14 protein-coding genes are annotated in these 13,736 nt (G+C 73.3%); 5 read left to right on the top strand and 9 right to left on the bottom strand.

Going from position 1 to position 13,736, the window contains the following annotated elements:
- Positions 1 to 120: 120 nt before the first annotated feature.
- Complete coding sequence (locus ABZV77_RS18900) at positions 121 to 1,416, bottom strand: ABC transporter substrate-binding protein (protein ID WP_356257794.1); 1,296 nt, start codon at positions 1,414 to 1,416, stop codon at positions 121 to 123.
- The gene (locus tag ABZV77_RS18895; RefSeq protein ID WP_356257792.1) at positions 1,391 to 1,969 is read right to left on the bottom strand and encodes a hypothetical protein; all 579 of its coding nucleotides are present in this window, start codon (positions 1,967 to 1,969) and stop codon (positions 1,391 to 1,393) included. Before ABZV77_RS18895 ends, ABZV77_RS18900 begins: the two co-directional genes overlap by 26 nt.
- Positions 1,970 to 2,116: 147 nt before the next feature.
- Between ABZV77_RS18895 and ABZV77_RS18890 the strand changes: the two genes are divergently transcribed.
- From ABZV77_RS18890 to ABZV77_RS18880, 3 genes are read left to right on the top strand one after another with little or no spacing between them, the layout of a single operon-like run.
- Positions 2,117 to 2,662 (top strand): hypothetical protein, encoded by a 546-nt coding sequence (locus ABZV77_RS18890; protein WP_356258973.1) that lies wholly within the window; start codon positions 2,117 to 2,119, stop codon positions 2,660 to 2,662.
- 4 nt (positions 2,663 to 2,666) lie between these two features.
- Positions 2,667 to 5,345 (top strand): ATP-binding cassette domain-containing protein, encoded by a 2,679-nt coding sequence (locus ABZV77_RS18885; RefSeq protein WP_356257790.1) that lies wholly within the window; start codon positions 2,667 to 2,669, stop codon positions 5,343 to 5,345.
- The gene (locus ABZV77_RS18880; protein WP_356257787.1) at positions 5,346 to 6,026 is read left to right on the top strand and encodes an ATP-binding cassette domain-containing protein; all 681 of its coding nucleotides are present in this window, start codon (positions 5,346 to 5,348) and stop codon (positions 6,024 to 6,026) included.
- On the opposite strand, the gene ABZV77_RS18875 is transcribed toward ABZV77_RS18880, so the two are convergent.
- Together ABZV77_RS18875 and ABZV77_RS18870 are read right to left on the bottom strand one after the other, a co-directional pair.
- Positions 5,971 to 6,585, bottom strand: a complete 615-nt coding sequence (locus ABZV77_RS18875) for a transglycosylase family protein (protein WP_356257785.1) — start codon at positions 6,583 to 6,585, stop codon at positions 5,971 to 5,973. The two genes, ABZV77_RS18880 and ABZV77_RS18875, sit on opposite strands and share 56 nt — an antisense overlap.
- An 84-nt stretch (positions 6,586 to 6,669) precedes the next feature.
- A complete protein-coding gene (locus tag ABZV77_RS18870; RefSeq protein ID WP_356257783.1) occupies positions 6,670 to 7,311 on the bottom strand; it encodes a transglycosylase family protein in 642 nt (213 codons plus the stop codon).
- A 525-nt stretch (positions 7,312 to 7,836) separates the two neighbouring features.
- On the opposite strand from ABZV77_RS18870, the gene ABZV77_RS18865 reads away from it, so the two are divergent.
- Both ABZV77_RS18865 and ABZV77_RS18860 read left to right on the top strand, forming a co-directional pair.
- Positions 7,837 to 8,619 (top strand): hypothetical protein, encoded by a 783-nt coding sequence (locus tag ABZV77_RS18865; RefSeq protein WP_356257781.1) that lies wholly within the window; start codon positions 7,837 to 7,839, stop codon positions 8,617 to 8,619.
- Between the two features lie 178 nt (positions 8,620 to 8,797).
- Positions 8,798 to 9,094 (top strand): hypothetical protein, encoded by a 297-nt coding sequence (locus tag ABZV77_RS18860; protein ID WP_356257778.1) that lies wholly within the window; start codon positions 8,798 to 8,800, stop codon positions 9,092 to 9,094.
- An 89-nt stretch (positions 9,095 to 9,183) separates the two neighbouring features.
- Here ABZV77_RS18860 and der read toward each other — a convergent pair whose 3' ends face one another.
- The 5 genes from der to aroH form a co-directional block, all read right to left on the bottom strand.
- Positions 9,184 to 10,662 (bottom strand): ribosome biogenesis GTPase Der, encoded by a 1,479-nt coding sequence (der, locus tag ABZV77_RS18855; RefSeq protein ID WP_356257776.1) that lies wholly within the window; start codon positions 10,660 to 10,662, stop codon positions 9,184 to 9,186.
- An 82-nt stretch (positions 10,663 to 10,744) separates the two neighbouring features.
- A complete protein-coding gene (locus ABZV77_RS18850) occupies positions 10,745 to 11,446 on the bottom strand; it encodes a lysophospholipid acyltransferase family protein (RefSeq protein ID WP_356257773.1) in 702 nt (233 codons plus the stop codon).
- Positions 11,404 to 12,099, bottom strand: a complete 696-nt coding sequence (cmk, locus tag ABZV77_RS18845; protein WP_356257771.1) for a (d)CMP kinase — start codon at positions 12,097 to 12,099, stop codon at positions 11,404 to 11,406. The genes ABZV77_RS18850 and cmk overlap by 43 nt, the downstream gene beginning before the upstream one ends.
- A gap of 112 nt (positions 12,100 to 12,211) precedes the next feature.
- A complete protein-coding gene (locus tag ABZV77_RS18840) occupies positions 12,212 to 13,297 on the bottom strand; it encodes a prephenate dehydrogenase (RefSeq protein ID WP_356257768.1) in 1,086 nt (361 codons plus the stop codon).
- The gene (aroH, locus tag ABZV77_RS18835) at positions 13,294 to 13,656 is read right to left on the bottom strand and encodes a chorismate mutase (protein WP_356257766.1); all 363 of its coding nucleotides are present in this window, start codon (positions 13,654 to 13,656) and stop codon (positions 13,294 to 13,296) included. The genes ABZV77_RS18840 and aroH overlap by 4 nt, the downstream gene beginning before the upstream one ends.
- Positions 13,657 to 13,736: the final 80 nt, after the last annotated feature.

Raw genomic sequence — 13,736 nt, 5'->3', positions numbered from 1 at the left:
CCGCCTACCGCAGGGTTAGACGGGGATTCCTGGCCAAGGGTTGGGTTTCCTCACCATCCTGTTCCCGAACGGATGCGTGATCGGTAGCCAAGGATGGGAACCTTTTTGCGATGGCGTGCATCAAGGCTGGTAGGCGAGCTGAGGGACGACGAAGCAGTTGTCGTTCATGTCGCCCCCTTGAGTGACCCAGCCGTCACCGTCCCGCCAGCGTGCAACGGACACACACGTCCGGCGCGTCCCCGGCGGCTCCGGCCGCCGCTCGAACGTCACGGGCACCAGCAGCCCCCGCGCGGAGTACGGCTCGCCCCGCCCCATGAAGCGGTCCACGCACGCGCGCGTGACCTCCCCGCCGCTGCCGCTCAGGCAGGACTTCGCGGCGTCGGTGAACCACATGGCGGCGGCCCAGCCCTCCAGTTCCCACTGGGAGAGCGCCTTGCCGCGCAGGGCCGCGCGAAACTCGCGTACGGCCGGGTGATCGGTGTCCTCGTAGTTCCTGCTCGACCCGGTGGCCCACAGGGCGTTGCGGCAGCGGGGCGCGTCCTTGTAGTCGTCGCCGACGGTCGAGGTCCAGTTCTGCACGTTGGTGACCTTGGCGGTGACCTTCGCGCCGACGTCGTCCATCGCCTCGCACAGCCGGGCGTTGCCGTGGGTGTCCATCGCGTCGAAGACCAGGTCGGCGCCCTGCTCCTTGAGGTCGGCCGCGGCGGCCCGGAAGTTGGGCAGGGCGAAGTCGACCTGTTCGGTGACCACCTTGTAGCCCTCGGCCTTGAGGCCCCGGGTGACGAGCCGTGCGTACGCGGCGGACGCGGCCTGGTTGTAGGAGACGACGGCCGCGGTCCGCGCGCCCTGCTCCCGTTTGAAGTAGCGGTAGACCTCGGTCCCGCCGTACAGCTTGCCGTCCCAGCCCGGCGTGCCGTTGCGCGGGGCGAGGCTGCCGTAGATCCCGTAGAGATGCGGGTACGTGTCGTACGCCGGGCCGATGGGCTGTCCCCCGATGTCGGGCACGCCCACGCGCGAGACACGGGCCGCGCCCGCGTAGTCCAGGGAGGCCGTGGCGACGAGCGCGACGACCTTCTGCTCCTCGACGAGCTTGCGCACGCAGTCGTTGTTGCCGACGCCGCTGCCGCCGTCGTCGCAGGTGCGCACCTCGACCTTGCGGCCCCCGATGCCGCCGTGCGCGTTCAGCCGGTCGAAATAGGCGCGGGCCCCGTCGCGCGGCCCGGTGAACGCGGCCCCGCCGACCGGACTGGTCGCGCTGGTGATGATGCCGACCCTGACCGGCGCTCCCCCCGCGGGGGCAGACGCCGTGCCACGCCGCTCGAAGTCGCTCTCGGGCAGGCGGCTCCCGCAGGCGGCGCCCGCCATCAGGGCCGCGACGACGAGCAGCGTTTCAGCAGCCCGGACCGGGCGACGCATTTCCGCTCAGCTTCACCAGGGCGCAGAGGGTCTTGACGGAGACCTTCCAGGTGTCGTCCTCGTTGACGGACGTGCCCGAGGCGTCGGGCAGCGCGGTGGCGCCCTTCAGGGTCAGCGCGTACGTCACGTCGGCCTCCGTCGCCGAGCCGAACTCGACCTTCGTCACGTCCGCCGCGACCTGCTGGCCCCGCTTGTCACCGCTGAAGCTCTCCAGAACGTCGCGCATCCCGGCGCCGTTCTCCAGGACGGTCTCCTTCTCCTTCAGCGACGTCTTCGGGTCGAAGAACTTCTCCCAGTTCTCCGTGACCTCTTTCTTCGCGGCCGCCGGGTCGGCGGGGGCGGACGCGGATGCGGAGCCGTCCTTCTCTGCCGGGTCCGTGGTCTTCTCCATGGACGGCTCGGGCGGCGTGGCTCCGTCCCCGCCTCCGCTGTCGTCGCCGCAGGCCGCGACGGCCGGTCCGATCAGCAGGACCGCGGCGGCCGCCAGCGCCGCGCTCCGCGCCCTGCCCCGCCCGTGGTACGTCCCCCGCCTTGGGCTGCTCCCGAGAACCATCTGGCTCACCACCGGGTATCGGTCCGGGCCGTGCGGGCCCGGAGCTTTCAGGGTCAGCTTCCAGAAGGCATAGTGCAATCCATCGGCTGACATGGACAGCCCACCGACGTTACTGATGTGACCGACGACGTGTCCCAGGGGGCCTCGATGCGGGCGGATCGGACAGCTCGGACGGCCGGTGCGTCCGGCTCCGCACGCCTGCGCGCCGTGCACCCCATGCTGTGGGCCGCCTTCGCGTCGCTCGCCGCGGGCGCGGTGCTCTGCGTCATCGGCTGGTACGGCATCTCCGGGGAACGGTTCGCCGAGCGGCAGCTGCCCTACCTCGCGTCCTGCACGGTGCCGGGCGCCGCGCTGATCGTCACGGGCGCGCTGCTGCTCACCCACGGCAGGAGCGTCCTGGCGGCGGCGCGCGTCGAGGAGCTGTACGGACTGCTGGTGGCGACGGAGCCCGTGGCGGCCGGGGAGCGGGCCCAGGGCCCCGCGGCGGGCGGCGGCACGCCCCTCATGGTCCCCGGCGGAACGCTCTGGCACCGCGCGGACTGCCCGCTGGTCGCGGGGAAACCGGAGGCGGTCCCCGCCGACGCCACGGTCCTGTCGGCCCAGGCCCTCGCCCCCTGCCCCATCTGCGAACCACGGCGCCCCCCGGAACCCGACGGTCCGCCGTCCGGCCCCACGTCGGCCCCGGAGCACTGACCCGGTGGCGTCCCTGAGCTACGACCTCACGCTGGCCGGGCTCTCGGTCGGCAGCGCGGCCGCCCTCACCGGCATCGGACTGATCGTCACGTACCGCGCGACCGGCGTCCTCAACTTCGCCCACGGCGCGATCGCCATGCTCTGCGCCTACGTCCTGCGCCAGCTGACGGTCGAGTGGCACTGGCCGCTCCCCCTGGCCGCTGCGGTCACCCTGCTCCTGGTCGCGCCCGGCATCGGCCTGCTCCTCGACCGCGCGGTCTTCCGTCCGCTGGCGGTGCGCGGGTGGGGGTCCGCCCAGGGGACCGGCTCCGGGGGCGATCCGGCGCAGACCCTGGTCGCCTCGATCGGCCTGTTCGTCCTGCTCGTCGGCGGGGCGGCCCTCCTCTGGGGCCCGGGCGCCCGTGACGACGCGCCCGAGCTGCTCTCCGCCGACCCCTGGGCCCAGCTGGGCGCGGCCGTCGCCCTCGCGCTCGCGGTGGCCGCGCTGACCCGCTGGACCCGCTTCGGCGGCGAGCTGCGCGCGGTCGTCGACAACCGCGGCCTCGCCGTGCTCTCCGGCATCGACGCGGACCGGGTGGCCGCGGCGGGCTGGGCCTTCGGTTCGTTCACCGCGGGCCTCACGGGCGTCCTGCTCGCCCCCTTCGTACGTCTCGATCCGTACGGCATGCCGCTGCTGGTCATGGAAGTGGTGGCGGTGGCCGTGGTGGCCGGGATGCGGAGCCTGCCCGTCGCCGTGGCGGTCGCCCTCGGCCTTGGCGTGGCACAGAGCCAGCTGACGCGCCTGCACCCCGGGGGCCGGACCGAGCAGCTCCTGCAGACCGCGAGCGCGAACCTCTTCGTGATCGCCCTGCTGGTCGCGGCGCTGATCCTGCCGGGCGTCGGCACCAAGGACGCGCTGCCCCGCACCGCGACGGCCCGCGTCCCGACGCCTTCGGGCGCCTGGATCGTGGCGGCGGTGCTCTTCCTCCTGCCGCTCGGCTTCGCGGGCCCGGACCTGACGACCGCGGTCCAGGTCCCTGCCCTCGCGGTGATCCTGCTCTCGCTGGTGATCGTCACGGGCCGGGGCGGCCAGATCTCGCTCGGCCAGGCGGCGTACGCGGGCCTCGGCGCCCTCTTCACGGCCCTCATCGCGGCAGGCCGTTTCCCCGGCCTCCCCGAACTCCCGCACCTCCCCGCCCTGGCCGTGGCGGTCCTCCTCGTCGCACCCCTGGGACTGCTCACCGGCTGGCCCGCGATCAGCCGCCACGGCCTGGCCCTGGCGCTCGCGACGTTCGCGGTCGGCGTGGGCGTCAGCCGCTTCGTCTTCACCCAGCCGTACGCGACGTCGGGCCTGACCCTGGACCGCCCCGCGGGCTTCTCGGGCGACCGCGCGTACTACGTACTCGAACTCGTCCTGCTGGCCGGGGCGTCGGTCCTGGTCACGGCGTTGCGCCGGGGCCGTACGGGGCGGGCGCTCGCGGCGCTGCGGGACCACGAGGCGGGCGCGGCGGCGGCGGGGGTGCCGGTCCCGGCGCTCAAACTCGGCGCGTTCGTCACCGGGGCGGCGCTCGCGGCACTCGGCGGCGGCATGCTCGCGCTGGGTCAACGGGCGTTCGACACGGGGGCGTACGACCCCGTCCGCGGTCTGCTGTGGTTCGCCGCGATCGTGGTCCTCGGCTCGGACAGCGTCCTCGGCGCCCTGGCCGCGGCGGCCCTCCTGGTCGGCCTGGACGCGGGAACGCGCGGCGGTGTGGCGGCCGCCGTGATCGGTCTCCTCGCGGTCCTGATCGGCCGCTTCCCCGGCGGCCCGTACGACGCGCTGCGCGCCGCCACCCGCAGACTCCGCCGCACCCCGCGCCTCACCGCCGCGGGCGAGAGGGCCCGCGCGTCCCTGGCGATCACGGGCGGAGTCGGCCTCGTGCACGGTCCGCCACCGCCCCGGCGGGTGGCTCCCCCACCGGCCAGGCCCCGCACCGGGCAAGCCGAACCAAGAAAGCCCCACCCCACCCTCACCGCCCACCACATCACCCTCGCCTACGGCGGCTTCACCGCCCTGGACGGCGTGAGCCTCAGCGTCCTCCCGGGCCGCATCACCGCCGTGGTGGGCCCCAACGGCGCGGGCAAGAGCACCCTCTTCCACTGTCTGGCAGGCACCCTCCGCCCCTCCGCCGGGCGCATCACCCTCGGCTCCAGGGACATCACCGCGCTGCCCGCGCACGCCCGCACCCGTACCGGCACGGCCCGCACCTTCCAGCAACTGGCGGTCTTTCCGTCGCTGACGGTCGCGGAGAACGTCCGGGTGGGAGCGGAACAGGGAGGAAGAGGAGGAGGAAGAAGAAGAGGAAGAGGGAACACCCGGGACGCCGCCGCCCGGGCTCTCCGGCTCCTGGATCTGACGGCCCTTCGCGCCCGGCCCGCGACCGGCCTCTCCACCGGCACCCTCAGACGCACGGAACTGGCGAGAGCCCTCGCGGGCGGCCCCCACACCCTCCTCCTGGACGAGCCTGCCGCGGGCCTGGACGCGTCCGAAGTGGCGGCGCTCGCCGCGCTGTTGCATGCCCTCGCGGCCGACGGCATGGCGCTCCTCGTCGTCGAGCACGACCTCGACCTGGTCGCGGGCCTCGCCGACACCGTGCACGTGATGGCGGCGGGCCGCATCGTGACGACAGGCCCCGCGGGCCAGGTGCTGGAAGGGGCCCCCTGAGTGCACGGCATCGAACTGCGCGGCGCCCGCGTCCACTACGGCCCCCTGGAGGCCCTGCACGGCATCACGCTGGCAGCCCCCGCCACCGCCCTCACCGTCCTCCTCGGCCGCAACGGCGCCGGGCGGACCACGGCCCTGCGCGCCCTGGCAGGCACGGTCCCCCTCTCCGCGGGCTCGGTCGTCCGCGACGGGCGGGACATCACGCGCCGTCCGGCCCATGAACGGGCCGCGGACGGCCTCTGTTTCGTACCGGACCGCGGTGCGGTATTCCCCTCCCTCACCGTCGCGGAGAACCTGGGCCTCGCACACACCGCGGGCGACTGCGCACGCGCGCTGGACGCCTACCCCGAGCTGCGCCCCCTGCTGCACCGCTGCGCGGGCACCCTCTCGGGAGGCGAGCAGCGCATGCTGGCCCTCTCCAGGGCCCTGCTGTCGGACGCCGGGATCATCCTCGCGGATGAGCCGACCCAGGGCATGTCACCCGCCGTCGCGGCACGGACCTACGCACTCCTCGCCGGGCTCGACGCCTGTGTGGTCCTGGCCGAACAGCGGCTGCCGCCCGGCCTGCGGGAGGGCGCGGGCCGGACGGCGGTCGTGCACGAACTGCGCCGGGGCGCGGTCGTGTTCAGCGGAGAGCCGGGAGAGCTCGGGTCTGGCCGGTCGCGGTACGCCCCGGGATGACGAGGAGCGTGCCGACGCCGAGCCGTTCGGGGCGGCTCCCGACCTTGTCGCGGTTGGCCTTGTACAGGGCCTGCCAGCCTCCCTTCACGTCGTAGCGGCGCGCGATCGAGCTGAGCGTCTCCCCCGGCTTCACCTTGTGGACGCGGCGGTCGAACCGCTCGATGCGCACTTCCTTGGAGCAGACGGGCCAGGCGCCCCAGCCCTGGGTGCGCAACACCCTCTCGGCGACCTTGATCTGCTCCTCCCGGGTGGCGAGATCGGCGCGCGGCGCGTACTTGAGCCCGCCGTGCTCCTCCCAGGTGGGCTGCCAGAACTGCAGTCCTCCGTAGAAGCCGTTGCCCGTGTTCGTCTGCCATCGGCCATTGCTCTCGCACTCGGCGAGGCAGTGCCACGGCCCCTTGTCCAAGGAGCAGTCGTACGGCCTGGAAACGGTGCCCGACGGCTGCGGCGGAGCCGCGGACGCGGTGCCCGACGGCAGCGCCACCGCCGCGAGGACCGCGCCGACGACCAGAGACCCCAGCGATACGGACCGGACACGCTTGATCGACTTCGGGTGCATCGGGTCACGCTAGGCGGCTCCGCGGCGGGCCCGTGGCGTGCCGCGCCGCCGCGGAGCCGACCCCCACCCGGTCGGACGATCGGATCAGACGCTCAGCCGCTGCCCCGGCACGATCACGTCCGGGTCACCGCCGATGACCCGCTGATTGGCCGCGTACACCCGCTGCCAGCTGGTTCCGTGCCGGGCCGCGATGCGGCTGAGGGTGTCGCCCTGCCGGACGGTGTAGTTGCCGGGAGCGCCGCGCGAGGCGCCCCGGTCGGAGCGGTACGCGGTGGCGCCGGGCCGCTGCCCGACCGCCTTGGGTGCGGGCTTCGCCGCCCTGGGCGCGGGCTTCACGGCCTTCGGCACCGGCGCCGCGGCGGACGGCGCGCCGCCGTACGCACCGGCCCGCGCCGAACAGCTGGGCCACGCGCCCCACCCCTGCGCTCGCTGCACCTTGGCGGCGACGGCGATCTGCTGCGCCTTCGACGCCCTGTCGGCGGTCGGCGCATAGGCCCCACCGCCGTACGCACGCCACGTACCGGCGGAGAACTGCAGTCCGCCGTAGTAGCCGTTGCCCGAGTTGATCTGCCAGTTTCCGCCGCTCTCGCACCGTGCGATGCGGTCCCACACTCCGCTGTCCGCGGCACCGGCCTGGCCGGTCGCGGCAAGCAGGCCGAGCGGGGCCAGGAGTGCGGCCCCTCCGATCACTGCCATGGTGCGCGTGTTCCTGGGACGTGCGGACATGAATTTCCCTCTCGCAGGACCCGGGCTCCCCCTGGCCGTACGGGCCCCTCACGCATCCGGCGCCTGGGGTCCGTCCGGCCCCGCCCGCCGGTGTCGGTGCTTGAGCTGGCTGGTGCGACCGGCGGACGTACCCGAGCGGTGCTCGCTGCACACGGCGGTGGAATCTAGAAGTCCTCCCGTCCCGTATCAACCAAGTCCTTGTCATTCCAGGCCAGTTGGGCGTTACCCGCGGTATCGGCGAGTTTCGGCCACCCACTTCATTCGCCGATATCCGGATTTAGTGACCGCGCCCCTCAGTGATCTGTGACTCAGCTCACCACTCCAACCTCCGTGCACTCAGCACTTGTTGGCGCGGAGTGACAGATTCCGCCGCCCGATTCACCCTCCGCTGCGGATGGTTCGATTCCGTTCGTCTTCGTGCGTGACCTGCGCCACTGATCCGCCGTTGAGTCTTAAGAGCCGGACACCGTCCGGCCCGCCACAACCTCCCCATGCACCCCAGATGACGATCCCGAGGAGCCACCCGTGCCGCGCATGCTGGACGTCAGCGACGACGTACGCGCCGAGATCGGCGACGAAGAAGCCGACCGGCTGCTCGCCGGAGACAACACCCCGGGCAGCTACGACTGCACGTCCTGCCGCACCCCGGGCGACGCGGAACAGGAGCGCACCAGCACCGTCCTGTTCGTCGGCGACGAGACGGCCGTGCTCGCCTTCGCCCACGCCACCTGCCTGCCCTCCCAGATCGTCACGGTCTCCGAGGAGCAGCTGCAGGGCGCCGTCCGTTCGATCACCGGCGACGACGGCTCCGCGTCGTCCGACGCGCCGAGCCAGGCCGTGCTCGGCGTGACCAGCGGTCTCGTCCTGATCGAGGGCGAGCTGCGCCCCGCCCTGGTCGTCGAGCCGACCGGGGCCATCGCCCGCCCCGGCGCCGCCCAGAGCGGCGGCGGCGACGAGTTCCTGCCGCTCCTGATCGAGCAGGGCTTCATGCCCGTCACCTCGCTCGACTCCGTGCCGCCCGCGCTGCCCGGCTGGTCGGTGCTGCTCGCCATGGGCCAGCTGCACGCCATCCTGCAGCCCGGCGCCACCGGCAGCTCCCCCGTCGCCTGGTGGCAGGCGCACCACCCGCTCCAGGTCACCGAGGACTGGCGGACCGCGGCCAACAAGACCCAGACCGTGCTGCTCTTCGCGGCCCCCGTCGGCTCCATCGGACGGCAGCCGCGCGAGGACATGCTGCGGGACGCGCTGGACAAGGCGGCGACCCACGGCCGCCTCGTCGCGAGCTCGCTGCCGCTCGCCGGGACCTGAGCGGCCGCTGGTCGGCGAGGGCCGCCCCGGACCCCGAATGCGCCGGTCACACTCCTGCCGGACGGGGAAAGCGGCGCGGCCCCCGCATCCGCACGGCGCCCGTTTCGTTGGCACATACGTGCATCCATACGACCCCTCCCCCCGCCACCGGCCGGCGTACCAGAGCCCCATCCCGTCCATGCGCACCGCGCAGGACTCGACGGGCAGCCACTCGGCCACACCCATCTACGACGCGCTGTACTCGGAGTACCTCAGGGCCTTCAGGGCCCTGCCGGGCGACCGGAGCGGCGAGGAGGACCTGGGATTCACCGCCTTCGGTCCGGGGCCGTACGGCATCCAGCACCGCGTCGACGGGCGGCACGACCCCCGCTACGGGCAGTTCCACGTGTCCCGCTACGGGCAGTACGAGCACCACGCCACGGGCCACCACCAGTTCCCCGCGGCCCTGCCGCCCGGCTCGCGCGGCGGGCGCTGAGCGCGCCCGCCAGGACAGCCGAATGCCCGGCCTCCCCACGACGGGGGGCCGGGCATTCGGCTTGCGTACGAAGGCGCCCGCGGGCGGTCCTACTTCTTGCGGCCGCGCTTCTCGCGCACCCGCACCGAGACGTGGATCGGCGTGCCCTCGAAGCCGAACTCCTCGCGCAGGCGGCGCTCGAGGAAGCGGCGGTAGCCCGCCTCGATGAAGCCGGAGGCGAAGAAGACGAACCGCGGCGGCTTGGTGCCCGCCTGCGTGCCGAAGAGGATGCGGGGCTGCTTGCCGCCGCGGACCGGGTGCGGGTGGGAGGCGACGATCTCGCCGAGGAACGCGTTCAGACGCCCGGTCGGCACGCGCGTCTCCCAGCCCTCCAGGGCCGTCTCGATCGCCGGGACCAGCTTCTCCATGTGGCGCCCGGTGGTCGCCGACACGTTGACGCGCGGGGCCCAGGCCACCTGGGCGAGCTCCGTCTCGATCTCCCGCTCCAGGTAGTAGCGGCGCTCCTCGTCGAGGGTGTCCCACTTGTTGTACGCGACGACGATCGCGCGGCCCGCCTCGACGGCCATCGTCACGATGCGCTGGTCCTGGACCGAGATGGACTCGGAGGAGTCGATGAGGATCACCGCGACCTCCGCCTTCTCGACGGCGGCGGCGGTGCGCAGCGAGGCGTAGTAGTCCGCGCCCTGCTGGAGGTGGACGCGCTTGCGGATGCCCGCCGTGTCGACGAACTTCCAGGTCACGCCGCCCAGCTCGATGAGCTCGTCGACCGGGTCGCGGGTGGTGCCCGCCAGCTCGTTGACGACCACGCGGTCCTCGTTGGCCACCTTGTTGAGCAGCGAGGACTTGCCGACGTTCGGACGGCCGATCAGCGCGATGCGGCGCGGCCCGCCGATGCCCGCGCCGAAGGTCTGCGCGGGGGCGTCGGGCAGCGCCTCCAGGACGGCGTCCAGCATGTCGCCGGTGCCGCGGCCGTGCAGCGCGGAGATGGGGTGCGGCTCGCCGAGGCCGAGGGACCACAGGGCGGTGGCGTCGGCCTCGCCGGACGGGCCGTCGACCTTGTTGGCGCAGAGCACGACGGGCTTGCCCGCCTTGCGGAGCAGGCGCACGACGGCCTCGTCGGTGTCGGTGGCGCCGACCGTGGCGTCGACGACGAAGACCACGGCGTCCGCGGCCTCGATCGCGTACTCCGCCTGGGCGGCGACGGAGGCGTCGATGCCGAGCACGTCCTGCTCCCAGCCGCCGGTGTCGACGAGCTTGAAGCGGCGGCCCGACCACTCGGCCTCATAGGTGACGCGGTCGCGGGTCACCCCGGGGCGGTCCTCCACGACGGCCTCGCGGCGGCCGATGATGCGGTTCACCAGAGTCGACTTGCCGACATTGGGGCGGCCGATGACGGCGAGGACGGGCAGCGGGCCGTGGCCCGCCTCCTCGATGGCGCCCTCGACGTCCTCGATGTCGAAGCCCTCTTCGGCGGCGAGCTCCATGAACTGTGCGTACTCGGCGTCGCCGAGCGCCCCGTGGTCGTGCTCGGCGAAGCCGTCGCCCTCGGGCTGGATCTGGTCGTTCATGAAGTCCGTACCTCGTCGTTCATCGTGGTGATCGGTGCACCGGCCTGCGTATCGGGTCGGGGCACTACTTGATAAGTCTCGCTCAGCGCCCGGTCAGGCGCCTGGCGTTTTCCAGGTGGGCGGTGAGGTTGCTCTGGATGCGCACGGTCGCCTCGTCGAGCGCCTTGCGCGTGCGCCGCCCGCTGCCGTCGCCCGCCTCGAAGGGGTCGCCGAAGACGACGTCGACCCGGCTGCGGAGCGGGGGCAGCTGCTTTATCAACCGTCCAGGACGCTCGGTGCTTCCCAGCACCGCGACCGGCACGATCGGGGCGCCGGCCCGCACCGCGAAGTACGCGAGCCCGGCCCGCAGCGACGCGAAGTCGCCCTCTCCCCGGGTGCCCTCCGGGAAGATGCCGAGGACGCCGCCCTGCTCCAGGACGCCGACCGCCCGGGTGATGGCCGTGCGGTCGGCGACCGAGCGGTCCACCTTCAGCTGGCCGATCCCGTGCAGGAAGGGCCCGAGCGGCCCGATGAACGCTTCCTTCTTGATCAGGAAGTGCGTGGGCCGGGGTGCGACACCCATGACCATCGGGCCGTCGACGTTGTGCGAGTGGTTGACGGCCAGGATCACGGGGCCGGTCGCGGGCACCCGCCAGGCACCGAGCACGCGCGGCTTCCACAGGCCGTACATGAGGCCGACGCCGATCCTGCGGCCGACCTCGGCGCCCCGCTCGGAAGCCGCCCGCTCGGCGGGAGCCCCGCTCACTTCGCTGCCCGCTTCTCCTCGACGAGGGTGACGACGCACTCGATGACCTGCTGGAGCGTGAGCTCGGTGGTGTCGACCTCGACGGCGTCGCCCGCCTTGGCCAGGGGGGACGTCTTGCGGCTCGAGTCGGCCGCGTCCCGCTTGATCAGGGCTTCCTGGGTCGCCTTGACGTCGGCGCCCTTGAGCTCGCCGGAGCGGCGGGCGGCGCGCGCCTCGGGCGACGCGGTGAGGAAGATCTTCAGGTCGGCGTCGGGCAGCACGGTCGTGCCGATGTCCCGGCCCTCGACGACGATGCCCTTCTCGGCCGAGACCGCGATGGAGCGCTGCAGCTCGGTGATGCGGGTGCGCACCTCGGGGACGGCGCTGACGGCGCTGACCTTGGAGGTGACGTCGGTGGTGCGGATCGGGCCCGCCACGTCCGTGCCGTCGACCGTGATGGTCGGGGCGGCCGGGTCGGTGCCGGAGATGATCTCCGGCTTGCCCGCGACGGCGGCGATGGCGGTCGGGTCGGTGAGATCGATGCCGTTGTGCACCATCCACCAGGTGATGGCCCGGTACTGGGCACCGGTGTCCAGGTAGCTGAGGCCGAGCTGGGCGGCGACAGCCTTCGAGGTGCTCGACTTGCCCGTGCCGGACGGTCCGTCGATGGCGACGATCACGGCTGCCGGGGCGGCGGTTTCGGCTGTTTCCACGGGGCTGTGGGCACCTTTCGCTGTACGCGGGCCAGGGAAGCGGGGCGCGAATGCGCCCCGCACAAGGTTACTGGCTCGCACGCCCTGCCCCGACAGCCCCTTCGCGGGCCCGCTACTGCCGGATCGACCAGCCCCGCTCCCGCAGCGCCGCCGTCAGCACCGGCACGTACTTCGGCTCGACCATCAGCTGCACCAGGCCCGCCTGCTGCCCGGTCGCGTGCTCGATGCGCACGTCCTCGATGTTGACGCCCGCGCTGTCCGCGTCGGCGAAGATGCGGGCCAGCTGACCCGGCTGGTCGCTGATGAGCACCGCGACGACCTCGTACGCGGCCGGGGCTGCGCCGTGCTTGCCCGGCACCCTGACCTGCCCCGCGTTGCCACGCCGCAGCACCTTCTCGACGCCGGCGGCGCCCTCGGTCCGCTTCGCGCCGTCGGCGGACTGCAGGGCGCGCAGCGCCGCCACCGTCTCGTCGAGGTCGGCTGCGACGTCCGCGAGCAGGTCGGCGACCGGTCCCGGGTTGGCCGAGAGGATGTCGATCCACATCCGCGGGTCGGAGGCGGCGATCCGCGTGACGTCGCGTATGCCCTGGCCGCACAGCCGTACCGCGGACTCCTCGGCGTGCTCCAGGCGGGCCGCGACCATGCTGGAGACCAGGTGCGGCATGTGCGAGACGAGGGCGACCGCGCGGTCGTGGGCGTCGGCGTCCATGACGACGGGCACGGCCCGGCAGAGGGCGACGAGCTCCAGGGCGAGGTTGAGCACCTCGGTGTCGGTGTCCCGGGTCGGGGTGAGCACCCAGGGCCTGCCCTCGAAGAGGTCGGCGGTGGCGGCGAGCGGGCCGCTGCGCTCGCGCCCCGACATGGGGTGCGTGCCGATGTACGGGGTCAGGTCGAGGCCGAGCGCCTCGAGGTCGCGGCGCGGGCCGCCCTTGACGCTCGCCACGTCGAGGTAGGCGCGCGCGACCCCGCGGCCCATCACGTCGGCCAGCGTGGTGGCGACGTGTGCGGGCGGCACGGCGACGACGCACAGGTCGACGATGCCCTCGGGCGCCTCGTCCGTGCCCGCGCCGAGTGCGGCGGCGGTGCGGGCCTGTCCCGGGTCGTGGTCGTCGAGGTGGACGGTGACGCCGCGGGAGGCGAGTGCCAGGGCCGCGGAGGTGCCGATCAGGCCGGTGCCGATGACGAGGGCGGTTCTCACTGGGCGATGTCCTTGCGGAGTGCGGCCGCGGCGCCGAGGTACACATGCGTGATCTCGGAGCGGGCCCGGTCGGTGTCGATGTGCGCGAGGACGCGGACGACCCGGGGCAGGGCGCCCTCGATGTCCAGCTCCTGCGCGCAGATCAGCGGTACGTCGACGATGCCGAGTCCGCGGGCGGCGGCCGCGGGGAAGTCGGAGTGCAGGTCGGGCGTGGCCGTGAACCAGATGCTGATCAGGTCGTCCTGCGTCAGCCCGTTGCGTTCGAGGACGGCGGTGAGCAGCGCACTGACCTGCTCGCCCATGTGCCCGGCCTCGTCCCGCTCCAGCTGGACGGCGCCCCGGACCGCTCGTACCGCCACGTCACTGCCCTCTTGTCTCGCGTTGTCCCGCGTACGCCGTGGATGAGCGTCAAGCCTATCCAGCGTGCGGCACAGGAGTG

It is taken from the genome of Streptomyces sp. NPDC004732, assembly GCF_040609235.1.
Taxonomy (GTDB): domain Bacteria; phylum Actinomycetota; class Actinomycetes; order Streptomycetales; family Streptomycetaceae; genus Streptomyces.
This window is presented reverse-complemented; position numbering and strand designations above follow the sequence as displayed.